The 26062-nt window shown below is 59.6% G+C and carries 21 protein-coding genes; 6 read left to right on the top strand and 15 right to left on the bottom strand.

The features are described from left to right. Positions 1-2: 2 nt before the first annotated feature. The 4 genes from fdhF to Q666_RS50065 all read right to left on the bottom strand — a co-directional run bounded on the left by fdhF (position 3) and on the right by Q666_RS50065 (position 5881). On the bottom strand, positions 3-2846 hold the full coding sequence (fdhF, locus tag Q666_RS50080) for a formate dehydrogenase subunit alpha (protein WP_208984291.1): 2844 nt from the start codon (positions 2844-2846) through the stop codon (positions 3-5). Between the two features lie 32 nt (positions 2847-2878). Further along, the gene (locus Q666_RS50075; protein WP_023000790.1) at positions 2879-4396 is read right to left on the bottom strand and encodes an NADH-quinone oxidoreductase subunit NuoF; all 1518 of its coding nucleotides are present in this window, start codon (positions 4394-4396) and stop codon (positions 2879-2881) included. After that, complete coding sequence (locus tag Q666_RS50070) at positions 4393-4845, bottom strand: formate dehydrogenase subunit gamma (RefSeq protein ID WP_023000791.1); 453 nt, start codon at positions 4843-4845, stop codon at positions 4393-4395. The genes Q666_RS50075 and Q666_RS50070 overlap by 4 nt, the downstream gene beginning before the upstream one ends. Positions 4846-4996: 151 nt before the next feature. Then, on the bottom strand, positions 4997-5881 hold the full coding sequence (locus tag Q666_RS50065) for a LysR family transcriptional regulator (protein WP_031269215.1): 885 nt from the start codon (positions 5879-5881) through the stop codon (positions 4997-4999). A gap of 172 nt (positions 5882-6053) precedes the next feature. On the opposite strand from Q666_RS50065, the gene Q666_RS50060 reads away from it, so the two are divergent. Continuing rightward, the gene (locus Q666_RS50060; protein ID WP_023000793.1) at positions 6054-6716 is read left to right on the top strand and encodes a helix-turn-helix domain-containing protein; all 663 of its coding nucleotides are present in this window, start codon (positions 6054-6056) and stop codon (positions 6714-6716) included. Here the strand turns inward: Q666_RS50060 and Q666_RS50055 are convergent. Both Q666_RS50055 and Q666_RS50050 read right to left on the bottom strand, forming a co-directional pair. Continuing rightward, on the bottom strand, positions 6668-7063 hold the full coding sequence (locus Q666_RS50055) for a VOC family protein (RefSeq protein WP_031269217.1): 396 nt from the start codon (positions 7061-7063) through the stop codon (positions 6668-6670). The genes Q666_RS50060 and Q666_RS50055 overlap by 49 nt on opposite strands. 87 nt (positions 7064-7150) lie before the next feature. Further along, positions 7151-7759 (bottom strand): TetR/AcrR family transcriptional regulator, encoded by a 609-nt coding sequence (locus Q666_RS50050; RefSeq protein ID WP_023000795.1) that lies wholly within the window; start codon positions 7757-7759, stop codon positions 7151-7153. Between the two features lie 140 nt (positions 7760-7899). Between Q666_RS50050 and Q666_RS50045 the strand changes: the two genes are divergently transcribed. After that, entirely contained in the window at positions 7900-8328 is a 429-nt protein-coding gene (locus Q666_RS50045; protein WP_023000796.1) for a VOC family protein, read from the top strand. A 145-nt stretch (positions 8329-8473) separates the two neighbouring features. On the opposite strand, the gene Q666_RS50040 is transcribed toward Q666_RS50045, so the two are convergent. The 4 genes from Q666_RS50040 to Q666_RS50025 form a co-directional block, all read right to left on the bottom strand. Further along, a complete protein-coding gene (locus Q666_RS50040) occupies positions 8474-8968 on the bottom strand; it encodes a hypothetical protein (RefSeq protein ID WP_023000797.1) in 495 nt (164 codons plus the stop codon). A gap of 169 nt (positions 8969-9137) precedes the next feature. Continuing rightward, the gene (locus tag Q666_RS50035; RefSeq protein ID WP_023000798.1) at positions 9138-10604 is read right to left on the bottom strand and encodes a hypothetical protein; all 1467 of its coding nucleotides are present in this window, start codon (positions 10602-10604) and stop codon (positions 9138-9140) included. Positions 10605-10641: 37 nt separating this feature from the next. Further along, positions 10642-11568, bottom strand: a complete 927-nt coding sequence (locus Q666_RS50030) for a DUF6384 family protein (protein ID WP_023000799.1) — start codon at positions 11566-11568, stop codon at positions 10642-10644. 62 nt (positions 11569-11630) lie between these two features. Continuing rightward, positions 11631-12836 (bottom strand): hypothetical protein, encoded by a 1206-nt coding sequence (locus tag Q666_RS50025; RefSeq protein ID WP_023000800.1) that lies wholly within the window; start codon positions 12834-12836, stop codon positions 11631-11633. A gap of 350 nt (positions 12837-13186) precedes the next feature. On the opposite strand from Q666_RS50025, the gene Q666_RS50020 reads away from it, so the two are divergent. Further along, on the top strand, positions 13187-15613 hold the full coding sequence (locus Q666_RS50020; RefSeq protein ID WP_023000801.1) for a DUF3772 domain-containing protein: 2427 nt from the start codon (positions 13187-13189) through the stop codon (positions 15611-15613). A gap of 84 nt (positions 15614-15697) precedes the next feature. Here the strand turns inward: Q666_RS50020 and Q666_RS50015 are convergent, their stop codons facing one another. The 4 genes from Q666_RS50015 to Q666_RS50005 all read right to left on the bottom strand — a co-directional run bounded on the left by Q666_RS50015 (position 15698) and on the right by Q666_RS50005 (position 19499). Further along, positions 15698-16630, bottom strand: coding sequence for a pseudouridine-5'-phosphate glycosidase (locus Q666_RS50015; RefSeq protein ID WP_035908785.1), 933 nt, complete (start codon positions 16628-16630; stop codon positions 15698-15700). Between the two features lie 105 nt (positions 16631-16735). Beyond that, complete coding sequence (locus Q666_RS50010) at positions 16736-17659, bottom strand: PfkB family carbohydrate kinase (protein ID WP_208993904.1); 924 nt, start codon at positions 17657-17659, stop codon at positions 16736-16738. A 191-nt stretch (positions 17660-17850) separates the two neighbouring features. After that, on the bottom strand, positions 17851-18654 hold the full coding sequence (locus tag Q666_RS64925) for a methyltransferase domain-containing protein (protein ID WP_081713276.1): 804 nt from the start codon (positions 18652-18654) through the stop codon (positions 17851-17853). Between the two features lie 350 nt (positions 18655-19004). Beyond that, positions 19005-19499, bottom strand: coding sequence for a hypothetical protein (locus Q666_RS50005; protein WP_023000805.1), 495 nt, complete (start codon positions 19497-19499; stop codon positions 19005-19007). Between the two features lie 514 nt (positions 19500-20013). Here Q666_RS50005 and recA point away from each other — a divergent pair. Both recA and alaS read left to right on the top strand, forming a co-directional pair. Beyond that, a complete protein-coding gene (recA, locus tag Q666_RS50000) occupies positions 20014-21084 on the top strand; it encodes a recombinase RecA (RefSeq protein ID WP_031269221.1) in 1071 nt (356 codons plus the stop codon). A 353-nt stretch (positions 21085-21437) separates the two neighbouring features. After that, entirely contained in the window at positions 21438-24095 is a 2658-nt protein-coding gene (gene alaS / locus Q666_RS49995) for an alanine--tRNA ligase (RefSeq protein WP_023000807.1), read from the top strand. Positions 24096-24397: 302 nt separating this feature from the next. Here alaS and Q666_RS66760 read toward each other — a convergent pair whose 3' ends face one another. Beyond that, positions 24398-24523 carry a hypothetical protein gene (locus Q666_RS66760; RefSeq protein ID WP_023000808.1) on the bottom strand — a complete coding sequence of 42 codons (126 nt, stop codon included), beginning with the start codon at positions 24521-24523 and terminating at the stop codon, positions 24398-24400. Between the two features lie 191 nt (positions 24524-24714). On the opposite strand from Q666_RS66760, the gene Q666_RS49990 reads away from it, so the two are divergent. Then, positions 24715-26046: a cyclic nucleotide-gated ion channel gene (locus Q666_RS49990; RefSeq protein WP_208993906.1), complete on the top strand. Its 1332-nt coding sequence runs from the start codon at positions 24715-24717 to the stop codon at positions 26044-26046. The last annotated feature ends 16 nt before the right edge of the window (positions 26047-26062 follow it).

Here is a 26062-nt window from a genome sequence, read left to right as displayed (position 1 = left end):
AGTTACTCCGCAGCCGGCAGGATCCGCCGGGACATAGCTGCCTGGGCGGCATAGTCTTCCTGCCAGTTGGTCGGTCCGTTGGACAGGCTGACCTGAACCGCCGTCACCTTGTATTCCGGACAATTTGTGGCCCAGTCGGAGAAGTCGGTCGTGATGACATTCGCCTGGGTGTCCGGATGGTGGAAGGTGGTGTAGACGACGCCGGGGCTGACCCTGTCGGTGAGATGGGCCCGCAAGGTGGTTTCTCCGGAACGCGATGCCAGCTTCACCCAGTCGCCTTCCTTCAGTCCGCGGTTTTCCGCGTCATGCGGGTGGATTTCCAGAAGATCCTGATCGTGCCAGATAACGTTGTCGGTTCGCCGGGTCTGGGCACCGACATTGTACTGGGACAGGATGCGGCCGGTGGTCAGAAGCAGCGGGAAGCGAGGTCCGGATTTCTCGTCCGTCGCCACATATTCGGTGACAATGAACCGGCCCTTGCCACGCACGAAACCATCGACATGCATGAGCGGCGTGCCATCCGGCGAGGCTTCGTTGCAGGGCCATTGCACCGACCCTTTTTCCTCCAGCAGATCGTAGGTCACACCGGCGAAGGAGGGCGTGGTTGCAGCGATTTCAGCCATGATTTCGGACGGATGGCTATAGGTCCATCCGGCACCCATGGCGTTGGCGAGCATCTGGGTGATCTCCCAGTCGGAATAGCCGTTGCGCGGCGCCATCACCTTGCGCACGCGGTTGATGCGGCGTTCGGCGTTGGTAAAGGTACCGTCCTTTTCCAGGAACGTGGAACCGGGCAGGAAGACATGGGCGTAGTTGGCGGTCTCGTTCAGGAAGAGGTCGTGTACGATGACGCATTCCATGGCTGCAAGGCCGGCCGCCACATGCTTGGTGTCGGGGTCCGACTGGAGAATGTCCTCGCCCTGGCAATAGAGCCCCTTGAAGCTGCCATCGACAGCGGCATCCAGCATGTTGGGGATGCGCAAGCCCGGCTCGGCATCGATCTCAACGCCCCAGATGTCCTGGAAGATCGCGCGGACGTCCTCGTTCTTCACATGGCGGTAGCCCGGAAGTTCATGCGGGAAGGAGCCCATGTCGCAGGAGCCCTGGACGTTGTTCTGGCCGCGCAGCGGGTTCACGCCAACACCCTTTCGCCCGACATTACCGGTGAGCATTGCAAGGTTGGCGATGCCCATGACTGTGGTCGAGCCCTGGCTGTGTTCCGTCACGCCGAGGCCGTAGTAGATCGCGCCATTGCCGCCGGTCGCGAACAGGCGGGCCGCCTTGCGCAGTTCTTCCGCCGGAACGCCGGTCAGGCCTTCGCTGGTTTCCGGGCTGTGGCGCGGATCGCGAACGAAGTCGGCATAGGTCAGGAACTCGTCCCAGTCGCAACGTTCGCGAATATAGTCTTCGTCGAAAAGACCTTCTGTGACGATGACATGGGCGAGGGCGGTTACCACGGCAACGTTTGTGCCGGGACGCAGCTGCAGATGGTGGGACGCCTCGATGTGAGCCGATTTCACCAGATTGATGCGGCGCGGGTCGATAACGATCAGCTTGGCACCGGCACGCAGGCGCTTCTTCAGGCGGGAGGCAAAGACCGGGTGACCGTCGGTCGGGTTTGCGCCAATCACGATGACGACGTCGGTATGTTCGACGGAATCGAAATCCTGCGTCCCTGCAGAGGTCCCAAAGGTCTGGCCGAGGCCGTAGCCAGTCGGCGAGTGGCAGACACGGGCACAGGTGTCGGTGTTGTTGTTGCCGAAGACCGCCCGGGTCAGCTTCTGCACAAGGAAGGTTTCCTCGTTGGTGCAGCGGCTGGAGGTGATCACGCCGATGGACTTGCGGCCGTGCTTTTCCTGCAGGCCGCGCAGGCGGTTGGCGGCGAAGCTGAGGGCCTCGTCCCAGGAAACTTCCTGCCAGGGTTGATCGATGCTGTCGCGGATCATCGGGTTGAGGATCCGGTCCTTGTGGGTCGCATAGCCATAGGCGAAGCGGCCCTTGACGCAGGAATGGCCGCGATTGGCCTTGCCGTGCTTGTAAGGCACCATGCGCACCAGTTCGTCGCCGTTGAGTTCAGCCTTGAACGAACAGCCGACCCCGCAATAGGCGCAGGTGGTGACGACAGAACGTTCCGGCGTTCCCAGTTCGATGACGGATTTTTCCTGAAGCGTGCCGGTTGGGCAGGCCTGCACGCAGGCGCCACAGGACACGCAGTCGGAAGACAGGAAATCGTCGAACGCCGCGCCCGGCGAAACACGGCTTTCAAAACCACGGCCCTCGATGGTCAGGGCAAAGGTGCCCTGAACCTCTTCGCAGGCCCTCACACAACGCGAGCAGACGATGCACTTGGCCGGGTCATAAGCGAAATAGGGGTTGGAAACGTCCTTCGGGATATACTCCGGGTTCGGCCCAACAGAGGTACGCTGTTCGAAGTGGTTGCGGCCCGGCTCGTAACGGACATCACGCAGACCGACCATGCCGGCCATGTCCTGCAGCTCGCAATCGCCATTGGCAGCGCAAGTCAGGCAGTCCAGCGGATGGTCGGAGATGTAGAGCTCCATCACGCCCTTGCGGATCTGCTTGACCCTGGAGGACTGGGTGTGAACGACCATGCCCGGCGCAACCGGTGTGGTGCAGGAGGCAGGTGTGCCGCGTCGGCCCTCGATTTCGACCACGCAGAGGCGGCAGGAACCGAAGGCGTCGATGCTGTCCGTGGCGCAAAGCTTGGGAACCTGAAGACCGATTTCAGAGGCCGCGCGCATCACCGAGGTGCCTTCCGGCACCGTGACCTCGAAGCCATCGATGGTCAGTGTGACCGGAGCGCCTTCCTTTGCCGGAGTGCCCATGTCGCGATCGTCATGGATGTTGGCGAGATCCGTCATTCGGCGGCCTCCTTCTGGCGGGCAAAATCTTCAGGGAAGTGGGTAAGGGCGCTCATGACCGGATAGGGCGTGAACCCACCGAGCGCGCAGAGCGAGCCGTCTTTCATCGTGTCGCAGAGATCCGTCAGGAGGTGGACAGCCCCTGCATCGCCAGCATCGATCCGGTCGATTGTCTCGACACCGCGCACAGCGCCGATCCGGCACGGTGTGCATTTGCCACAACTTTCCACAGCGCAGAATTCCATGGCGAAGCGGGCCATCTTCAGCATGTCCGCCCTGTCATCGAAGACGACAATACCGGCATGTCCGATGAGGCCACCCTGGCCGTCGAATTCTTCATAACCGAACGGCGTGTTGAACTTGGAGACGGGCATATACGCCCCGAGGGGGCCACCAACCTGGACAGCCTTGACCGGCCGGCCACTGGCGGTGCCACCGGCAATATCGTTGATCAGCTCACCCAGAGGCATGCCGAAAGCGGTCTCGAAAAGACCGCCGTAGCGGACATTGCCGGCGATCTGGATCGGCATGGTACCCTTGGAGCGGCCGAGGCCGAACCCGGCATAGAACTCTGCGCCTTTTTCCATAATGACCGGAACAGTTGCCAGCGAGAGCACGTTGTTGACGACGGTCGGCTTGCCGAAGAGGCCTTCAAGCGCCGGCAGCGGCGGCTTGGCCCGCACGATGCCGCGCTTGCCTTCAAGGCTGTTGAGGAGGGACGTTTCCTCACCGCACACGTATGCGCCTGCGCCAGTGCGAATTTCCAGGTCGAAAGCCTTGCCGGACCCGAGAACGTTCGTGCCGAGCAGGCCGGCCTTGAGACCGATCCTGACAGTGGCTTCCATGACTGCGATGGCGTCCGGATACTCGGAGCGAATATAGACGAAGCCCTTGGTGGCGCCTGTGGCGAGGCCGGCGATGATCATGCCTTCGATCAGCGTGAAGGGATCGCCTTCCATGAGCATGCGGTCGGCGAAGGTGCCGCTGTCACCTTCGTCCGCGTTGCAGACAATGTATTTGCGCGCAGAAACTGCCTTTCGGACCGTGTCCCACTTGATGCCCGTGGGAAACCCTGCGCCACCACGGCCGCGCAGGCCGGAGTTGGTGACTTCCGTAACGATCTCTTCTTCGCTGAGAGCAAGAGCGCGTTTCAGGCCGACAAGTCCGCCATGGGCTTCGTATTCGGCGAGGCTGAGCGGATCGATCAGTCCGCAACGGGCAAAGGTCAGCCGGGTCTGGCGGGCGAAAAAGGGGATGTCTTCCACCGTGCCGAGACTTTCCAGCGTGCCATCCAGAAGAGAGGGAACGTCTTCGGCTGTGACGGCGCCATAGGCCTTGCGGGTGCCGTCGGTTTCAATTTCGACAAGCGGTTCAAGCCAGACCATGCCACGGCTGCCATTGCGCACCACGGTGACATCGAGACCACGGTTGCCGGCTTCGATTTGAATTGCTGCGGCAACTTCATCGGCACCCAGTGCCTTGGCAGCGCTGTCGAGGGGAACGAAGATCTTCATGCACCGGCCTCCTGGAGGATACGCGTCATGCGATCTTCGGTGACACGGCCGATGACCTTGCCGTCGACCATCGCGGCAGGGGCGCAGGCACACAGGCCGAGGCAGTAGACAGGTTCGAGAGTGACGGCACCGTTGCGGGTTGTGCCGTGCCAGTCCAGGCCGAGCTTCGCCAGAACCGCCTCGCCAAGGGCTTCGCCGCCGACGGCCTGGCAGGCCTCTGCCCGGCAGATCTTGACGACGTGGCGCCCGGCGGGGGCCTTGCGGAAATCATGGTAGAAGGAGATGACGCCGTGAACTTCCGCCTTGGACAGATTGAGCGCCTCTGCAATCAGCTCGACCGCTGCCTGGGGCACATAGCCGAATTCCGCCTGCAAGCCGTGCAGCATGGGCAGAAGTGGACCTTCCAAGGTAATAAAATCTTCCATCACGGCCGAGATCTGTTCGGCCATGGGCTCTCCCGTCGCATACGGCATGCGCGTCCTCCCGTATATTTCGAGGCGCATCACACCATTAAGTTTGATTTGATATCAATAATGATTTTCCGTTGATCGATTGAAAATCGCGATCGAGCATCATTTGACCGTTTCGGCTAACTTCCGGTCAGACCTCGGAAATACGCCTTGCTTCGGACAGAAGAGCCCGCAAAACCGGGGTGTGCGGTTCGCGATAGGGGGCCACGAGGCCGACAGTGTGACCGGTGTGAACGCCGACAAGAGGGATCGTCTTCAAGGGTTTTCCGGCTGTCAGAAATTCTGCCAGGTCCGCTGGCAGGACGGTTATCCAGCCGCCGTCCAGCACATTTGCCACCAGCACGACCGTGGAATTGGACTCGATCCGGGCTTCCGGCATGATTCCGGCTTCACCGAAATGACGGTTGATGATCCGCCGGTTCTGCATGTCGGGCGTCAGAAGGCAGATCCGTTCCTCGGCCAGCTCCTTCCATTTGACCGACTTTCTGCCAGCGAAGGACGAAGCCTCATTGCAAACCAGCATATAGCTTTCATTGTAGAGCGGTTCGGTGCTGACCCTGCCGGTCGGTTCATTGTCGAGGTAGGAAATGCCGGCATCGATATCGAGGTTCTCCAGCATCGACAGGATCTCCATCGAATTTCGCGACAAGATGGTGAAACGCACGTTCGGGTGCTTGTTGCCGAACCATGTCGTCAGTTTGGCTGCCCAGGTGAGGGCGGTCGGGATGACGGCTATGCGCAATTGTCCTGTCAGGCCATCGCGGGAGAACCGCATCTCCTCGCGCAACTGGCGGGCGTCCCCCACGATTTGTCGGGCCCAGACCAGGGCACGCTGGCCTTCCGGTGTCAGACCGCCGAACCGGGAGCCTCTGAAAAACAGCTGAACACCAAGCTGATCCTCAAGCTGCTTGATGCCTGTCGAGAGTGTCGGCTGGGCGATGCCGAGGCTTTCAGCCGCACGGCCGAAATGTTCTTCCCGGGCCACGGCGAGAAACATCTCCAGCTTTTCGATCATCACAAAGGCTCCGAACCGGTCAGTAATGGGTGGGTCCATGCTTCATGACATTTGATCAGGAGAATTGAAAGTGGTGTTTTCAATCAGAATTTTCGATCGATGTTTACTTGCAGCTGCTCACGCCAGGTTGAACAATCTCGCGTGCGCTGCCGCCACCTGCTAAAGGTTGGGCATGAGTGGCACCGTCAGATTTGAAAAATGGCATCACCGGATCGACACAGCGGAAAATGCGCTGATCTTTCCGGATGGCTGCCGGGATGTGCTGGTGGTGCGTGAGCAGGGCAAGCGGGAAAAGGTTCTGCTGACGGACCTCGATTTCCAGCCGCGCATCGCCGAACTCGCGGCCGGGACGCATATCACGGGGTTCCGGTTGCGCCCGGGTGGCGTCGTTGAGGACGAGGTTCTTCAGGCCATTGAACGCGACTGCGAACGAGTGGAAGACATCCTCGGCAACGCACTTGACGAGACCAATGACCTGGATGACGTGATCGTTGCCCTGACGTTGCCACAGTCGACCGTCGAGCGGGCATCGAAACAGGCAGGCGTGTCGGTGAGAACACTGCAGAGGCGGTTTCGGGAGCAGGGCCTGCCACCACCGGAATACTGGCGCTTGCTCGCGCGAGCGCGCAGGGCTGCCGGACTGCTGGCGACGGAGGTGCCGCTGGTGGAGATCGCTGCTGTGTGTGGTTTCAGCGATCAGGCCCATATGACGCGCGACCTGCAGCGCTGGTTCGGACGGTCACCGGCGCAATTGCGCCGGGACCCCGATAGCCTGTCGCTGTTGTCTCAACCAGCACTGGGCAACTGGATCGGCGAGCAGATCTCCACGAGGTAGCCGAAAGGATCGCTCACATAGGATGTGATCTGCCCCCAGGGTTCCTCGCGTGCATCCTGCAACTTGTTTGCACCGGCGGCGACTGCACGGGCAAGGGAGGCTGCAACGTCATCCGTCTCGAACGCCAGTTCGAACACAGGTGACTTCGGTTCGGGGGTGCCCGGTGTCTTTCCGAGCTGGTTCATCAGTGCTTTGGATGAGAACGCGAGCTTTGTCTCGCCCGTTGCGAGTTCGCCGTAGTCTCCGGATTCATGAAGGAACAGACGTTCCAGCCCGAAGGCCTTCTCGTAGAAGTCGAGAGCGGCGGCGACATTCTCGACGTAGAGGATGGTGTATCTCAGAATCACTTGGGTCTCCCGGTCGGTTGGTTTGGCGCCAGCCATAGAAGGTTGGTGCAAGGCCGTCTTGAAGGATCACGACATCAGAGCCGATTGTCAGTCTGCCAGAATGCCGGCCAATAGCTTGCGGGTCGCCGCTTCATACGCTTTCCTGTCACCGCCATTTGCGATTGCCAGCGCCGCGCGGTCGAACGCGGAAGAGAGCAGGTCCGCCAAAGGCTCCAGGGGAATATCTTTCAGTGCACCGTGATTGGCTGCATGCCGCAGGCCATCCAGTAGCGTGGCACCGCCGGTCTGGCGATCGATCTCCGCCATTTCCGACAGCCCGAGCACCGTCGGTCCTTCCAGCAGCATGATCCTTGCCCGGCCCGCAACGGACATGGCCGAGAAATAGGCGCTGGCGCCGGACATGAAGGCATCGAGCGGTGTCTGGCCCGTGTTCGTCTGGCTGTTGATTTCCGCCGCGATCGCTTCCGATTCCTGGTGGACCAGCGCCCGCATCAGGTCTGCCTTGTCGGCAAAGTGATGATAGAGCGCGCCGCGGGTGACGTCTGCCGCCTTGACGATCTCAGGTGTTCCGGTTTCCGCATAGCCTTTTTCAACGATCAGCGCCCTTGCCGCATCCAGCAGGGCCTTGCGCGTTTCCGCGCGCCTTTCCGCCTGTGTACGGCGTTCACCTGACTTCTCGGAGTTTTTGTCTTGCATACATGCAGCCTGTATGTTAGTTGAAAAATACATACAGACTGTATGTCTTTTTGTGGTGATTGGAAAGCCTCGGAAACAGCCGTAGGCCGGATGGAACAGGCAATCCACATCCGAATCTGGCGAGGAACAGGAGAAAAACGATGAAATGCACCCAGTATTATCCGGTCCTCATGACCGACAAGGTCGCGGAGACTGCCCGGTTCTATTCGGAAAATTTCCGCTTCAAGCCGATGTTTGAAGCCGACTGGTACGTGCACCTGCAGTCGGAGGAGGACGAAAGCGTCAATCTCGCGATCCTCGACCAGAACCACGAAACCATTCCGGAAGCCGGTCGTGGCCGGGGCGCAGGAGGGCTTCTGATCAATTTTGAGGTCGAGGATGTCGATGCGGTTTATGAGGCCGCCCAGGCGAACAGGTTACCCATTCTGCAGGTGCTGCGGGACGAGGCCTTTGGCCAGCGCCATTTCATCACGTGTGATCCGAACGGAGTGCTGATCGACGTGATCAAGCCGATCCCGCCCAGCGAAGAGTTCCTGAAGCAGTTCGCCGCTGAAGCTGTGCCTGCCTGACGCGTCGACAGTCATGCCGGTGAATGCGTCCGGAGTGAGGGAAGTCTCCCACTGCTGTGATCCGCTTCGGAGTAGGCCGGCATGAAAGAGGCGTGGCCGGAAACCCGGCCACGCCTCGTCATTTTCAAGACTGACTGTTGATGCGTCAGGAAGAAACCGGCGGACAGGAGCTACCCTGTTCGGCGCGCGACTTCAGACCTTGAAGGCTCTGCATCGTGTTCGGGTTGCCCGGCAGAACGAAGCTCTGCTCAAGTGCCGTGCGCACGTTGTTGATCACGGCAAGATCCTGAACAGCCAGCGTCTGGCAAGGCGTTCCGGTGAAGCGAACCCGGATGCGGATCACGCGCTGGCCGTTGTCGGACGGGCCGAATTCGGAATCGAGCGCTGGGTTCGCGCCGGTCATCGGCCGTTCCAGAACCACCATGTTCGGCTGGTCCTGCAGTACGACGGTGCCGCGTTCCTGGGCACTGGAGACCAGTGCGGACCGCACGCTTGCCGGATCGGCTGCGATATTTACCGATTGCGCGCCGGCCGGCACGTCCAGCCTTGGCTGATCCGGCTGTGTGGGGCGCTGAGAGGACCCGGACTGGCAGGCGGCAAGAGCAAGAGCGCAAAAAGCGGATAAAACGATACGTCGCATGGGCAGTCCCAAGGTTAAAATGGTCAACTTAAGAGCCGGTCTAGAACACGTCTTCACAAAGCACAAGAAAACTGCATGTGACCGCCACCATCTTCTGCCAGTAAACTGACATAACACTCCTAACGAAGCCTTGTGGCCTCACGGGGGCAGGGATTTCAATCGGTGAAGGTCAGAATGTATCGCCTGTCTTGAAACCGCCACCACCAAAACTTCCACCGCCTTTGAAACCACCACCGCCGAAGCCGCCACTGCTACCGGACCGTTTGCCGGAACTTCCGCCAAAGCCGCCACCGAAGCCTCCCATGGACTTGGGAAGACCCGAACCGTTGGGGAACGCGACCTGGCGTCCCTTCGGTTTGCGGCGTTTGTGCGAACGCTCCGCGCGGGCCCAGTATTCGGCACCGGTAATCGCACCCTTGACCAACTCGCCCAACAGGACGGTCGTCAGCTTCTCGTCAGAGAAGGTGGACTCCCAGCTGCCATAGCCGCTGGAACGGAAACGCTTGATGACGTCTGCAAGTTCCGCACGACGTCGGCCAATATCGCGTTGCAGTTCTCTGTCCTGACGGATCTCGCGTGTAACCTGGTCGATGCGCTCCTTCAGATCCTCGATCCGCTGAACGATTTTCTCGTCCTCGGGCGAGGGGGTATCGAGCGCGGCGCGCCACAAATCCTTGAGGTCATCCGCCTGCAGAGAAACGGACAGATGTTCCTCCGCCTTCTGGAAGTCGGTGTCTTCCCCGCTGGAAAATTCGGCGAGGGCCGAGGACAGCGTTTCGATCCGCCTGTCCAGATTGTCGAGTTCTCCGTCGATACGGTCGATGTCCGCGCTCAGGGTTTCGATGGTGCCGACAAGATCCGTTCCGGCAGCGTCGGTCATTGCATTGCGGCTGAACTCCGCGAGCTTGTCCTGTTCTTCCAGTGCGATTTCGGCACAGCGCTCCGCATGGCGCGCCATGCGGTCCGGAATGCTGGTCAGCATCGCAAAATTGGCGCGGGCGTCGTTGAAACCGACAAGGCCGGCCACCCATCGGTCGAGCGAGCGCACAAGACCGCGGTGCGCGTACGCCGGTGTTCCGAAACCGCGTTGCCACAGATACATGAACAGCGGATCGGCCTCATAGGCCTTGCCTTTTTCCTTTCGGTCCTTTTCGGATGTAGCCGCCTTGGAGGCGGCTGCCTCCGCAGTCGCAAGAGCGGCTTCTGTCTTCTCGCGCTGTGCCTGATAACCGGCATCGCCTTCCAGACGGCCGTCGACAGCCTCCATCAACTCGTCCATCTGGTTTTCGGCGGCATCACGGGCGCTATCGAGCTCGACGCGCTTCTTCTGCAACTGGCTGCGGTCGCTTTCGCACTGACGCAACTGGTCGGTCAGGACCTTGTAGTCCGCATTGCGCTTGTCCAGAAGCTTGCGGGCTTCCCGTGCGGCGCTGTCGAGGCGTGTGTTGAGTGCTCCGGCACTGTCGGTATCCAGTCGGAACCGGGCAAGGTCCCGGTAGGCTTCGCTCTGGCGTTCCTGCAGGTCCGTCAGGGCGCGGGTCGAACGCTCGATCCGCTTGCTCAGCTCGGCTTCTTCACGGCGCAAATCGGCAAGTGACTGCTCGATGGTGCCCAGGGTCTGACGTCCCGTCAGCATGCCGGTGCCTCCCGGTGAGGCGGTGCAATCCTAACCGCTACCATTTCGTAATTGCTCCGTCCTGAACGCCGCTGCGCCATTTGATATCCAGCTCTCCGCGCCGCTTCTGCCCCAGGACACCTTTTTGCACGATGCCGTCTTCCATCTTGTCGCGGCGAACGGCGTTGTAGATGGTTTCCGAAACGCGCTGGCCCCATTTGTCGACGAGTTCGGCCTCGCTGCTTTCCTCCGACACGATCCTGCGTTCCAGGATCTTGCCGTCCGCGTCCACGGCTTCGACCACGATGTAGTAGTTCTCGGTGTCTGGATTGGATTCGGGAATGCGGGAAACGCCGGTCGGCACGCCTTCGCGGGAAATGATCCGGACCTCGAACACTTCCTGCAGCCGTCCGGCAAGATCGCGCAAGTCGGCCTCCGCCTTGAAGGCTGCCTCGTTGTTGCCGTCCGAAAGGGCAAGGTTGCCGTCGGTGGCCAGACGTGCGGCGTTGGCTTCGATTTCGGTATTTTCGGTCAGGGAATCGATCCGCCCGACCAACTCGGTGTAGGTCGCGGGCAGGGCCTGAAGCCTTGCCAGCAGGTCCGCTTCCGCGCGTTGCGCCGGCAGCTTGACGATGAAGTACCAGGCCGCAATGCAAACGATGACGACAGCAACGACCGCCGCCAGCCATTTTGACCAAGTGCTGCGCGAGATGTAGATCATCGCCAGCGTGCGCTGGAAGCCTGCGGAAGGTGGAGAATAGACGAAGCGGTCGCGCTTCAGGTCCTCGACACCCGCCTTCAGGATATGGTCCGGAACATCGATGCCCTGGGACGCATAGACCTGACGCAGCCGTTCGACCATGGCGGCATCGCGTTCATCGGTCTTCAGCTCGCGGGCCACCTGACCTTCTTCATGACGCAGCGTGTCGACCACGTCCATCGCCATCATCAGATCGTCAAGCGGGGCGTCGGATTTGCTTGCCATGAATGCATGTCTTCTTGAAAAAGGGCGGGCCGGAGGGTCCGGCCTGCCGGATTATCGTCAGATCAAAGGGCCTTGCCCTGGGCGGTCAGCTTGGCAAGCCGCCGCTTGCCGTCTTCCACGGCGTTGCGGATTTCCTCGGAATTCTTGGTCGACATCTCGCGCATTTCGTCGATGATTTCACGCGACTGCACCTGGAAATTGACGACGGAATCGACCAGCTTTTTCACCGAGGCTGCGGCAACGGTCGGTCCATAGCCGGCTTCGAGCGCCTTTTTCTGCACTTCGTCGCCGATGTCCGCCAGCGTTTCCAGGCTCTTGTTGATGCCGTCCTTCATGGCGTTCAGCGTCTCGGTGCTTTCGTGCAGGCCCTGGAGGCCGGTGAACGAGGCGTTGAGTGCGGTGAGAACGGATTCATTGGTGGAGAAGAAACTGACCGACTGGGCGTAAACGCGCTCCTTGGCGTTGGTCGTCTGGACCAGGCGCGCCATGATGACCTCTGACGTGTTGTAGCCGATCGTCAGGTTGTCGGAGAGGTCCTTGGCGATCTGATACCGCTTTTCCTCGTCCTGCATTTCACGCAGCTTCTCGTCGCGTGCCAGTTCAAGGCGTGCCTTCTGCGCCGGGTCGTCACCGGTGTAGGCTTCGACTTCGCCGGAGGCAGCTTCAAGGGCACCCTTGGCAGCGTCCAGTTTGCCGGTTGCGATATTCAGCAGTTCCAGTGCGGTGACTTCCGCCTGTTTCAAGGCACCGCGGAAATCGCGATAGGCTTCCAGAATGGTCTGTTCCCGCTCGATCTGGTCCTTGGTTGCCTTTGCAACGTCCTTGTAGGTACCCCGGATATCATCGAAACGATCGGAAATGGTCCCGCGGCGGAAGTCGCGCCACTTGTTGGACAGGTTCTCGGTGAATGAGATCTTGCCGTCGGCAAGCTGATCGACCAGCGCCTTCGCGTCATCGCGGATGGAATTGAACGCCTCGGTGATCTGCTCGTAGCGTTCGCCGATATCCATCTGCTGAACCTGCGAGCGAACAACCTCGTTGAAATTGGAAGCCTGGGCCAGGGTCCGGGTGATGATCAGCACCTTGTCGGGAGAAAGATCGGTGATCTGTTCCAGAAGGGCGTTGATCGGTGCATCCTGCTCGCTTTCCGGCGTGATGCCGATGTCGCGGAGGGTCGACAGCGCACGGTCGAGGTACTGAAGCGGGGAAATGCTTCCCGCCGGAGCCGTTGCAGTCTGCGGGGTTTCAGGGGTTGCCGCGTCTGTCATGTCTGACCTCCTTGAAGGACGCGGCTTGTTTTCAGGTATTTTGCCGCAACGTCCTGTTAACGTCATAATTTCGCATGTTAGGGCAGGCTTACGCCGCTCTGTCAACGGCTTGGCACGGATTTCGGGCCAAAGCCGGGCAGCCTTGAAACCTGCCAGAGCCTTTCCTTAGGCCCGTTTTGCGACAAATGTGTTTCCATGGTGAAAGATCTGCCGAAATTCGCGCATAAGCTGATTGTTCGAATCGGACCGCGGATGGATGCATATGCCTTGAAGCCCACCTGGCTTCCTAGGCAACGTGGTCAGTCTGCGAACCGGAACCGGGGCCTTGTCCCAAAAGTGATGGCGTCTTCATGAAGTTTCTCAAGTGTATCCTGCTGGTTCTGGCCTTATCCATCACTTTTGCCGGCGGCATGCCGGCCGGAACGCTGCTTGCCCAGGAGGCCGGGCAGGTTCCGCCGGAGCCCCTAGCGCGGTCGGCCGAATTGTTCAGCCGGGCGGCAACGGCGCTGGAAGAAAGAAGCATTTCTCCCAAGACCCTCGATCAGCTCCGGTCTCAGCTCGTTGAGGTTCGGGACGCCAGCGCGGAGATCATAGATCGCGGGAACATTCGGGCGAGCGCCCTGGAAGCCCAGCTGAACAGCCTCGGTGCACCGCCTGCAGACGGGCAGAAGGAAGCTGAAGAAGTTGCTGCAAGACGTCTTGAGCTTACCAATGCGCTGGCGGCCGCAAATGCACCGGTCCGTGTGGCCGGCGAAATCAACAATCAGGCTATCTTCTACATTCGCCAGGTCGACAGGCAGCTTCGTGCGCGGCAATTTTCAACGCTGTTGGACAGGTATCCTTCGCCGCTTGCACCGTCGACCTGGGCCGCGGGCTTTCAGGAGATCGGGGAATTCATAAAGCGGTTCGAACGTGGTGTGCAGAACGAACTGGCCCGTCCGAGCGTCTCGAAGAAACTGCATGAGACGGTGCCGCTTTCCCTCGGTCTGGCAATTTTCGGGATATTGTTCCTGACGGTTCTGCAGCATCCGATTTCACGGGCTTTGAAGGTCTATTGCGAAAAGCCGGCCACTGGTGCAAAGGCGTTGATGCTGGCGGTGCTCTACAATGCCAGCTTTATCGTGCTTCCGACCATTGGTGCCGTCGCCCTGGTCTCCATCTTTCCCATTCTCGATATCTATCCGAACTCGGTTCGCACGGCGGTTATCGCTGTGCCGGTAATGGCTCTCGTGATGATCATAGCGAACTGGCTGGGGCACACGATTTTTGCCCCCGGGCAGGATCGCTGGCGTCTCCTGGAGCTGGGTGACCGGGAAGCAAAACTCGGGTTGCGTCTCTGCCAGGGACTGGGCGTCTTCATGGCCCTTGAAGTGGCGGTCGAGGCATTCGAACTCGATAACGCCTTCGGTACGGCAGCGATTTCGGTGCTTTCAGCTCCCCCCATTGCGATGGCGGCGGTACTGCTTTGGTCTCTGGCCAGCGTCATCAGATCCAACAAGTCCGTTGAAAGCAGTGCCGTGGAGAGCGAGCAGACTGCGGAAGAACCCGAAGAGGCATCAGTAAAACCCCAGGAATCCGGCTTTCTGCTGTTCTTGTCGCTGCTCATGAAGACATCCGCCGTTCTTGCCGTCTGCGTAACGCTGGTCGGTTATGTCCAGCTTGCCCGGGTTGCGATCCTGCCGGTAATCATGACGGTTGCGGAGCTCGGTTTCGGCTTCATGCTTTACCATCTCGTGCTCGTTGTCGTGAAAACGGCTATCGGCAAGCGGGAAGACGAACCTGCTCCGGTCCTCGTTGCCTTTGGGTTGATCTGTGTTCTGACACTGATTTTCGCGCCCCTGATCGCCATGACCTGGGGCGCACGCGGAACGGATATCGTCGAGGTCTGGTATCTGCTCACGAACGGCGTGCAACTGGGCGACATTCACCTGTCGCTGGACTCCTTCATCGTCCTGGTTGCCATTTTCGGCATTGGCGTTGTCGTGACGCGCTGGTTGCAGAACCTGCTGAAGGCAACCGTACTGCCGCAGACGCGGATGGACAGCGGTGCGCAGAACGCCGTGGTCACCGGCACAGGCTATGTCGGGCTCACGCTGGCGTCGCTGATTGCGATTTCCACCGCCGGACTGAACCTGTCCAGTCTTGCAGTCGTCGCCGGTGCGCTGTCGGTCGGTATCGGTTTTGGTCTCCAGACCATCGTGTCCAACTTTGTCTCCGGCGTCATTCTGCTGATTGAACGGCCTATCAAGGAAGGCGACTGGATCGAGGTCTCCGGACAATCCGGCTATGTGCGCAAGATCTCGGTCCGTTCAACGCGCATCGAAACCTTCGACCGGCATGACGTCATCATTCCGAATTCGGACCTGATTGCCGGCACGGTCAAGAACATGACGCTGACCAACAAGTCGGGCCGGCTCATCCTGCCGGTTGGCGTTGCCTATGGCAGTGATCTGGAAAAGGTGAAATCCATCCTGTTCGATGCGGCACGCGGACACAACACCATCGCACGTTATCCGACCCCGCAGGTTCTTTTCATCGGGCTGGGCGACAGCTCGCTGAATTTCGAACTGAGATGTTTCCTGAAAGACATCGGCAATGTGATGATTACCAAGTCGGACCTTTACTTCACGGTCTACAACGAGCTTGGCAAGGCGGGTATCGAGATACCGTTCCCGCAGCGGGACCTGCATTTCAAGGACATCGACCGGTTGGCGGCGGCGCTTGAGCGCCGTCAGGCGCCGGATGTTCCTCAACCGGTGGAAGACAAACCGTCCTGACAAGTCTGCCGGGCTTTCACTCCAAACGGATTGAAAGCCCGGCAGATTTTTTGGGTCCAGTTGGTTTCTCGAGAAACCGTGCCGTCAGACCAGTTCAGCAGCAATACGCGCGGCCAGGCGGGCATTGTTGCGCACCAGCGCGATGTTGGTGTCGAGGCTGCGGCCGCCGGTCAACTCCAGGATGGCGCCGAGAACGAACGGGGTCACGTCCTTGCCGCGAACACCCTTCGCAGTGGCATCCGCAATGGCGGCATCGATATAACCAGTCATTTCATCCCGCGGGATCTGGTCGGCTTCCGGTACCGGGTTGGCGATCAGGACACCGCCATGATCCGGGAAACGGGACCGCATCTTCAGGAGCGAACCGATTTCGGCGGCCGAATTCAGGGAGTAGGGGGCCTTGAGACCACTGGCCCGCGACCAGAATGCCGGCAGGTCTTCCGTGCCGAAAGCAATGACGGGAACGCCCTTGGTTTCCAGAACTTCGAGGGTCTTGGGAATGTCGAGCAATGCCTTGGCACCGGCGGACACTACACAGACCGGCGTGCGGCCAAGCTCATCCAGGTCGGCGGAAATGTCGAAGCTTTCTTCCGCGCCCTTGTGAACGCCGCCGATGCCGCCCGTGGCAAAGACCTTCAGACCAGCGGCATGCGCCGCCATCATCGTGGCGGCGACGGTTGTCGCGCCGTAGCATCCGGTGGAAAGTGCGAAGGTCATGTCGGCACGTGAACACTTCATCACGTCCTTGGCCTGTGCCAGGCGGTCGAGATCCTCATCGGAAAGTCCCACCATGATCTTGCCGTCCATCAGCGCGATGGTGGCCGGAACGGCGCCTTCCGCGCGAATATCGGCTTCCACCTCACGGGCGGTCTCAACGTTCTTCGGAAAAGGCATGCCATGAGTGATGATGGTCGATTCCAGCGCAACGACCGGCTTGCCGTTCGCAAGTGCCTCGCGCACTTCATCGCTGTAAACGATCAGATCCCTGATGGCGGAGGGCGTTGTCGGAGTGGTCACGGCGTGTGCCTTTCTGTTTTCGTCCGGCTGCTCGGGCCGGGTCAATTCTTCGGGTCTTATAGGCGCAAGGCGGAGCAGCGCCAAGATTGGAATTTGTCCATATGGTCAAAAGTTGGCGAGGGCATCCCAGGAGAGCTCTTCCGCGAGGGCGCCGGTGCTGCGCAGGGTCAGGGCTGCAGCTGCAAGGCCTAGTGGGACTGCTTGCTTCAGGCCATAGCCTCTGGCGAGCGCCGCGACTGTTCCGGCGGTTAATGCATCGCCTGCTCCGGTGACATCGACGATATCTGTTTGAAGCGGTGCGAACCGGTGAAGTTCCCCGCTTTCGAGTACCAGCAAATCAGATGCCGCGCTGGTCAGGACAAAACTCTTGAGACCGGTCTGCGACAAGGCCGCTGCCAGGTCTTCGGAAGACGTGTCGCGGGAAAGCCCGGTAAGCGTGACCGCTTCGCCGCGGTTCAACATCAGGCAATCCAGTTTGCCGAGGACCCCACGCAGCCGGACTGCCTTGGCATCCGAAACGGCATTGGCAACAAGACGCCCGGGCAAGGCACGCCCCGTCAGCCGGACCAGCATTGCAGCGGGCAGGTTGGCATCCAGAAACCAGATCGTATCGTCCGTCGCATTTGCTGCAAGATCCGCAACGATAGCGTCGAAGAGATCCTCGGGGGCTTCGGACAGAACACGGTCGTCAACGCAGGCGGCCGCTAGATCGCCTGCCGGATTATGTAACGCAAGGTACTGGCCCGTTGCGAAACCTTTCCGGGCCTTCACATGCAGCTCGAGCCCTTCCTGGCTGAGCTGGCGGGAAAGCATGTCGGCAGCGCCGTCTTCTCCAACCGCTCCCACGAGGCGTGTTCCAACCCCGAGCCGAACCAGCGCACGAGCAATGTTCGTGGCAACGCCGCCCGGCTTTGCACTCAGTCTCGATGGGGTTGATGTTTCAGGGCGGATCGGTTCGCTGGCATGGGCGATCGTATCGTAATGGATCGCACCGATTGCGATGACGGGGGAGGAGATGGCTGAAGTCACGTTCTGGACTGTCTCATGAAAAGCCGGCATCAGAACAGAAGCGTTCGATGCGCCGGTACTGGCAACCGTTGAAGAGGCGGGCTAGCAGATTAAGCGGGGGGCGGCAACGGGCTCTGTGAACGCATCGGTAAGAAGCATCCGTTGATAACATGAAACAACGGATCAGCGGCCAACGGGGCCGCTTTTCGCAGTCATTGTGCTTTTGTGCCGACGATGAGGCCATTTCGGCGTGTAGTTACTAATCTGCCTTGCAAGCTGTCGCTTTCCTCGCGCATCAGCTTTGCAAGATGCCTCTGTTGAGCCTCGGGCGCAGAAATGCCTGGTGGACAGGACAACAGGAACATCACCGCATCTTCTGGATCGGTGCACGTCATAGTGTCGGTAAGATCAATTCGCCGTACATCGTCAAAGAGCTCACCCACAAACTGCTCGGCATCATCGAGCGAGAACATTGCGGCCCCTGGATCAACGGGCCTGCCTCCAAATGCCTTGGCGCCAATTGAATGCAGTTCCCTCATGTTTTCCAGTGCGTTTGTGCTTACGAAAACCTGCCCGCCTGGGCGCAAGACACGTCTCGCTTCACGCAAGGCTAATCTTGGATCCTCTACGTGGTAAAGGACGTGCAATAGCAGCACCGCGTCAAAGGTCTCATCTTGGTGCGGCAGGTCGATTGCATCTGCCACCTTTGCGCTGACGACCTCAATCTTCTCCACCGTCGCCAGATTCGCCGAAATCTCCTCAATCATGCCGGGAGAGGCATCTATAAGAGAAAGACGAAGTTCGTTCGGCAGACGGTCTGCCTGAGAACGCCATATCCAGCCAGGACCACACCCGACGTCCAATACATCCATTTCTGTTTGTAAGTTCAAATGCCCAATCAGCCAGCCAAACCAGCTAACGGTTGCATATTTCGCTTGAAACGAACCACGTGTCGCGAGATGGCGGGGCGTCGCGTAGTGGTGTTGAACTTCTTCACTTCGAGACGTGTCATTCATAAAAAGATACTACGCCAATTATGGGTCTTTATCCATGTTGGGCGCTGCGCAGGAACTTGAACTGCAATTGTCTTGAGCGGACGGTTGTTCTTGAACCGAACCATTGGTCGCATCGCGACTGCGGCAACAAAGTTGGCGCTCATCTGCCCCTGATAGGTCACGGAGTTCCAGGCAAGGCGCGTCGCCAGAGCCTAACCGACTGTAGGGGCTATATTAAAAGATATAGTCGTTGTGTTTCACACGTCTTTTGTCTTCGGGCACCCGGTTTATGTCCTGCATCGGGTCACGTTTTTTAAAGGCCTGAGATCTCGCGATCTTGAGATCCCAAGCCTCCAGGTTGTTTCGACTATTTAAACCCCACCCGACTTCCGCATTACGGCCTCTTCCTGGGCGCGCTGCTTGGCGGCGATCTTTTCCTTGATTTCGGAGAGATCGCCTTTAGGGGTTTTCGGGTTCCTGGGGTTGTTGGGGACCAGCTCAACGAGGACCGGATTGGGCGAGTGGTCGAGCGTGGCTCCCGAAACGCTGTCGACACCGACGCCGATAACGCCGCCGATCAGCACGTTGCCCGCCATGCCGGCGACGCCGCCGGGGGCAACCTTGGTGTTCACCTCGACGGTCTGGGTCTTGTAGCCTTCCTTGGAAACCGTAACGGTGAATTCCTGTTTGCGGGACACCTGGAGCGAGCAGGGGGACGTGTTGCAGGTGAGGCCGATGGACGTGGCGATCTGCGCTCCTTCCGGCGAAGCGTAGACCTTCACGATCTCATTGGTGCCGCGTGTCGCGGTGGCGCAAGCCGACAAGCCAAGCGCAAGCGCCAGGCACAACAGTTTGTTTGTTTTCATGTAAATAGCTTCCCAGCCGAGTGAAACGAAAGTGGCGTAGACCTAGCCGAACCGAAATTCTTTGCAAATCTGTTTTTCAAGGTACGGTTGAAATATGCGCTCACTGCCACCCGATATTCACGTGCGCTCCCTGCAAAACCAGCGGTTGTTCCTGATTTGATCCGGAAAACCCTAGCCCGTCCCGGGGCATGTTGGGTCGCACTCAAATACTTCCATGGAGCTAATGTATGCTGTGAGACGACGCACATAGAGCAATCTGGTGATAGGTCGTCGTTTGTCTACGGCTATCAGTGTAGGCGCCGGTGATTCTGCACGATCGCGGAATCACGGGATGTTCCGAGCAATAGATTACGCTAGGTAAGTTCTAAAATCGATAAGTGAGAACATATTGGAAACAAACAGCCATTTTCATTTTAATACCAATCGGTTTTGCCGACTTGTCAAATGAGAACAAAATGTGTACAAAGGCTCTCATTGAAACGGCGCGTCCATCGTGGAATAAGGAGCGTAAGCCATGTCGCAAAGTACACTTCGTCTCGTAGAAAGCAGCCAGATGGATAAGACAAAAGCGCTGGACGCAGCGCTCAGCCAAATCGAACGCGCCTTCGGCAAAGGTTCCATCATGAAGATGGGCCAGGGCCAGGTGGTTGAGGTGCAAGCCGTCTCGACCGGGTCTCTCGGACTTGATATCGCGCTCGGGATCGGCGGTCTGCCGCGCGGCCGTATCGTCGAGATCTACGGGCCGGAGTCTTCAGGTAAAACCACGCTTGCCCTGCATGCGGTTGCCGAAGCCCAGAAGACCGGTGGTATCTGCGCCTTTGTCGATGCGGAGCACGCGCTGGACCCGATCTATGCACGCAAGCTTGGCGTCGATATCGACAATCTGCTGATCTCCCAGCCGGACGCTGGTGAACAGGCACTTGAAATTGCCGATACGCTGGTGCGCTCCGGCGCCATCGATGTTCTGGTCATCGACTCGGTCGCCGCGCTGACGCCGAAGGCCGAACTCGAAGGCGAGATGGGCGACAGTCTGCCGGGTATGCAGGCCCGTCTGATGAGCCAGGCTCTTCGCAAGCTGACTGCGTCGATTTCCAAGTCGAAGTGCATGGTGATCTTCATCAACCAAATCCGCATGAAGATCGGCGTCATGTTCGGTTCTCCGGAAACCACGACCGGCGGTAACGCGCTCAAGTTCTATGCTTCTGTCCGCCTCGATATCCGCCGTATCGGTGCGATCAAGGACCGGGACGAAGTCGTCGGCAACCAGACCCGCGTGAAAGTCGTCAAGAACAAGCTTGCGCCTCCTTTCCGTCAGGTGGAATTCGACATCGTCTATGGTGAAGGGGTGTCCAAGACCGGCGAACTCATTGACCTGGGCGTCAAGGGCAACATCGTTGAAAAGTCGGGTGCCTGGTTCTCCTACAACAGCCAGCGTCTTGGCCAGGGCCGGGAAAACGCCAAGCAGTTTCTGAAGGACAATCCGGAAATTGCCGATGAAATCGAACTGGCGATCCGCCAGAACGCCGGCTTGATCGCCGATGCGATCATTGATCCGGACGCTGCATCGGAAGAAGCCGAGGACTGATCCTCAGCTTCCGGTTAGCGCTTACAAGAGCTCCGGACGTTTGTCCGGTCTTCCAAGGGCCTCCTTCCGCACTCCGGAAGGGGGTCTTTTGCATTTCGGGTCCCGCAACGAAGCGAAATTGGAAGAGGTCAGATCCCGTCGGAGCAGTTGTCCTGCGCGTGAGGGCAGCCTTCATTCCGGAAATCGCCTGTTTCCCGGCAGCTTTCCGTTGGGTCGGGTCCGTGCAACCGCTGGACAGGGTTGGAGGTGAAAGTTAAAAGGCTGTTCCGGCGCGGATCGGCGACCCAGATCCAGCGCCTTCAAGATTTACAACAGGCCCTCATATGCGGGGCTGTGACCGATGCGAGATCCGAATGACCGGCGTAAATGAAATCCGCTCTGCCTTTCTGGACTATTTCAAGACAAACGGCCACGAAGTGGTCGAGTCCGGGCCGCTGGTGCCGCGTAACGATCCGACCCTGATGTTTGCGAACGCGGGCATGAACCAGTTCAAGAACGTGTTCACCGGCCTGGAAAAGCGCGACTATTCCCGTGCGGTCACGGCACAGAAATGCGTTCGCGCCGGCGGCAAGCACAACGACCTGGATAACGTCGGTTACACCGCACGCCACCACACTTTCTTCGAGATGCTGGGCAACTTCTCCTTTGGTGACTATTTCAAGGACCGTGCGATCGAACTGGCCTGGAACCTCGTCAACAAGGAATTCGGCCTGCCGAAGGACAAGCTGCTGGTAACCGTCTTTGCCGAAGACGATCAGGCGTTCGATCTCTGGAAGAAGATCGCTGGTCTCAGTGAAGACCGGATTATCCGTATCGCGACGTCGGACAATTTCTGGTCCATGGGCGATACCGGTCCGTGCGGCCCGTGTTCCGAAATCTTCTACGACCATGGCGACCACATCTGGGGCGGCCCTCCGGGCTCTGCGGAAGAAGATGGCGACCGGTTCATCGAGATCTGGAACCTCGTCTTCATGCAGTACGAACAGACGCCGGAAAAGCGTCTCGACCTGCCGCGGCCGTCCATCGACACCGGCATGGGCATCGAACGGATCGCCGCTGTCATGCAGGGCGTCCACAACAACTACGACATCGACCTCTTCAGGGCGCTGATCGCGGCGTCCGTCAACGCAACAGGTGTGGAAGCGGAAGGCGAAGCCACCGGCAGCCACCGCGTGATTGCCGACCATCTGCGCTCCACGAGCTTCCTGATTGCCGATGGCGTGCTTCCGTCCAACGAGGGCCGCGGCTATGTGCTGCGCCGGATCATGCGCCGCGGCATGCGCCACGCCCATCTTCTGGGGGCGAGCGAACCGCTGATGCACAAGCTGGTTCCGGCGCTGGTGCGTGAAATGGGCCGTGCCTATCCGGAGCTGAGCCGCGCTGAAGATCTGATCACAGAAACGCTGAAGCTGGAAGAAACGCGTTTCCGCAAGACGCTGGAGCGTGGTCTCGGCCTGCTCGACACCGCAACCGAAGGCCTTGAGGCTGGGGGGCGTCTGGACGGGGAAACCGCGTTCAAGCTTTATGACACCTACGGCTTTCCGCTGGATCTGACCCAGGACGCGCTCAGAACGCGCGACATTTCGGTTGATACGGATGGCTTCGATGCTGCAATGGAGCGCCAGAAAGCGGAAGCCCGTGCGGCCTGGTCCGGGTCTGGCAGCGCAGCGACGGAGGCAGTCTGGTTCGCACTGAAGGAAAAGCACGGCGCCACGGACTTCCTCGGCTATGAGACCGAGACGGCCGAAGGTGTCGTTGCCGGTCTTGCATCTGACGATAAGGAAGTTGCCAAACTGTCCGCAGGTGAAAGCGGTTTCGTGGTTCTCAACCAGACGCCGTTTTACGGGGAAAGCGGCGGCCAGGTGGGCGACACCGGCTGGATGCTGGCCAATGGCGTCAAGGTTGCCGTGACCAATACGCAGAAGAAGGCCGAAGGGCTCTTTGTTCATTCGGTCACCGTGGAAGAAGGCGAGCTGGTTCCGGGCCTTGCCCTGGAACTGAAGGTCGACCATTCCCGCCGCAAGTCGATCCGTTCCAACCACTCGGCGACGCACCTTGTGCATGAGGCCTTGCGCGAGGTGCTTGGCAATCACGTCGCTCAGAAGGGCTCGCTGGTAACGCCGGAGCGCCTGCGGTTCGACTTCTCGCATCCCAAGCCGGTGAGCGATGAGGAACTGGCAACGGTCGAGAGCTTTGCCAACGAGATCGTGCTGCAGAACGCGCCCGTCGACACCCGCCTGATGGCGGTCGACGACGCAATCGAAGCTGGCGCCATGGCTCTGTTCGGCGAAAAATATGGTGATGAGGTTCGCGTCGTGTCCATGGGGACCGCTCTCCATGGCCCGAAGCAGGGCAAGCCATATTCGCTTGAACTGTGCGGCGGTACACATGTGAAGCGTACCGGCGACATCGGTCTGGTGACGCTGGTTTCCGAAGGTGCGGTTGCTGCCGGTGTTCGCCGGATCGAGGCGCTGACCGGCGCGGAAGCCCGTGAATATCTGGATGCCCAGGACAAGCGCATGCGCGAACTGGCCAGCCTGCTGAAGATCAGTGCTGACGATGTTCCGGCTCGCGTGGCCCAGCTGGTTGAAGATCGCAAGAAGCTGGAGCGCGAACTGGCGGACGCCAAGAAGAAGCTCGCCATGGGCGGTGGAGCGGAAGGCGGCACGCCGGTGAAGGACGCCGGCGCGTTCAAGCTGATGGCGCGTATCGTCGAGGGGATCAACCCGAAGGATCTGAAAGGCATGGCCGACGAGGCCAAAACCCAGCTCGGGTCCGGCGTGGTCGTTCTGATCAGCGTTGCCGAAGACGACAAGGCTGCCATTGTGACTGCCGTCACGCAGGATCTGACCGACAAGGTCAGCGCCGTGGATCTGGTGCGGATCGGTTCGGAAGCGCTCGGCGGCCGCGGTGGTGGCGGTCGGCCTGATATGGCGCAGGCCGGTGGACCGGATGGGTCCAAGGCCGACGCAGCCGTTGCCGCAATCGAGGCACACCTCACGGGGCTCTGACGGTTCTACAGGCAATCAAAATTGAAAAGGGCGGTCCCATCAGGGCCGCCCTTGTTCGTTTAAGGCGCTCGGTCACTTCTCGGGGAGAAATTACGCGAGCCCCTCCTTGGTCATCCCGGACGCAGTAAAGCGAAGATCCGGGATCGGGGAGCCCTATTGCTCTCGGCATGGCCTCTTGAGGTCCTGCAAGGCTTATCGCTCCCCGGTCCCGGCTCGCGCTTCGCTTGGCCGGGATGACGACGGAGGGAGGCGTCGGTTGAGGTGGCCTGGTCAGGTCTGCCTCCGGTGGCCTGCCGGTTGGTTCAGTTCAGCAAAGCAGTCACTGCCAGGGCGGCGGCTGCGAAGAACGTCGAGACCAGCAACATTTTCAGCACGATGTGGTGAGGCGTGGTTTCTGCGGCGCGAACCTTGTCGGTGTCTATGGTCATGGTGTCCTCCTTCCGTTCGGTTGGCTATCCATGGAGATGGGGCCTGCGACAAAATTGCCCAATCACGTTCCGCTCACCCCTATGCACAGCTTCGTGCGGCATGGTGAGGGCTGTCCGCGTGGAGAGCTTTGTCGTAGCCTGTCTTTCGGCTATTCATGAAAACGCGAGCAAAATCAGAAACGGGGGGCTCGGTGTCCGGCCACGAATTCAAACGGGCGCTCTATGAGGTGCTTGAGGACACGGGCAAACGCCGCATCGGCGCGCGCGTGCTGCGGAACTTCCTGATCGTCCTCATTCTGATCAACATCGCGCTTGCGGTGCTGGAAACCGTGCCGGAAATCCGCGACATCCTGAGCACGCATCTGCGTCTGATCCAGTTGGGCAGTGGACTTGTCTTTCTGGCCGAATACGTCATGCGTCTTTACGTGGCCGATCTCCATCCGCCGCTGCGCCGTTACGGGCCGGTGTTTTCCAGGCTGCGCTATGCGATGCAGCCGGACGCGATCATCGATCTGATCGGGGCCCTGCCGCTGTTGTTCGTGGTGTTCCTGCCCAATCAGGCGGTCACGATGGTCGTCATCCTGAGGCTGCTGCGCTTCCTGAAGCTGGCCCGGTATTCACCGGCGTTGCGTTCGTTGATTTCCGCCGTCGGCAACGAGCGCAGGGCGCTGCTCGGATCGAGCATGATCATCTGCGGTGTCATCCTGATGGCCGCCACGTTGATGTATCTGATCGAGCATGACGACCAGCCGGAAAAGTTCCGCAGCATTCTGCACGGAATCTATTGGGCGATTACCACTGTGACGACCGTTGGCTATGGCGATGTCGTGCCGGTCACCAATCTCGGCAAGACGGTTGGGGGTATCGTCATGCTGATGGGCTACGGGCTGATAGCCTTGCCGGTCGGCATCATTGCTTCGGCCTTTGCCCGGGAAATCCATAGCCGGGATTTTGTCGTCACCTGGTCGATGGTGGCGCGTGTGCCTCTGTTCGAAGACTTGAAGGCGACGGAGATTGCCGAAGTTGCGAAGCTGCTGCAGTCGCTTCGCGTGCGCAAGGGCGGCACGATTGCCGAGCAGGGCGATGTTGCGGACAAGATGTATTTCATTGCCGACGGAGAAGTCGAAATCCGGCTGCAGCACGACACGGTCTATCTGGGAGAAGGCAGTTTCTTTGGCGAATTGGCACTGATCAATCAGACACCCAGAACCGCGAAAGTGGTCGCTTACAAGGATTGCCAGCTTCTGGTGCTGGAGGCTGAAGCCCTCAAACACCTGATGGACAGGGATGAAGGGCTGGCCAAGAAGATCATGGATGAAGCGCGCGACCGTGTGGCGGCGGGAAAACGCGTGCTGGGCGAGCTGGCGGAAGAGGAACTTCAGCAGTCGGGCGTGTTTGCATCTTCAGAGAACACTGACCAGGAGCCGGAGCTCTTCCAGGGGGACGATTCCAAGGACGAAGCCGACTCTGAAGATGACATGATGGAGGAAGTTGCCGGAACGCAGAAGGATCCGGCAAAGTAGGCCAGTCAGAAAGGCG

Source organism: Labrenzia sp. C1B70, from assembly GCF_000475395.1.
Taxonomy (GTDB): Bacteria; Pseudomonadota; Alphaproteobacteria; order Rhizobiales; family Stappiaceae; genus Roseibium; species Roseibium algicola.
The sequence above is the reverse complement of the archived record's forward strand: the minus strand, read 5'-3'. Positions and strand labels throughout refer to the sequence as shown.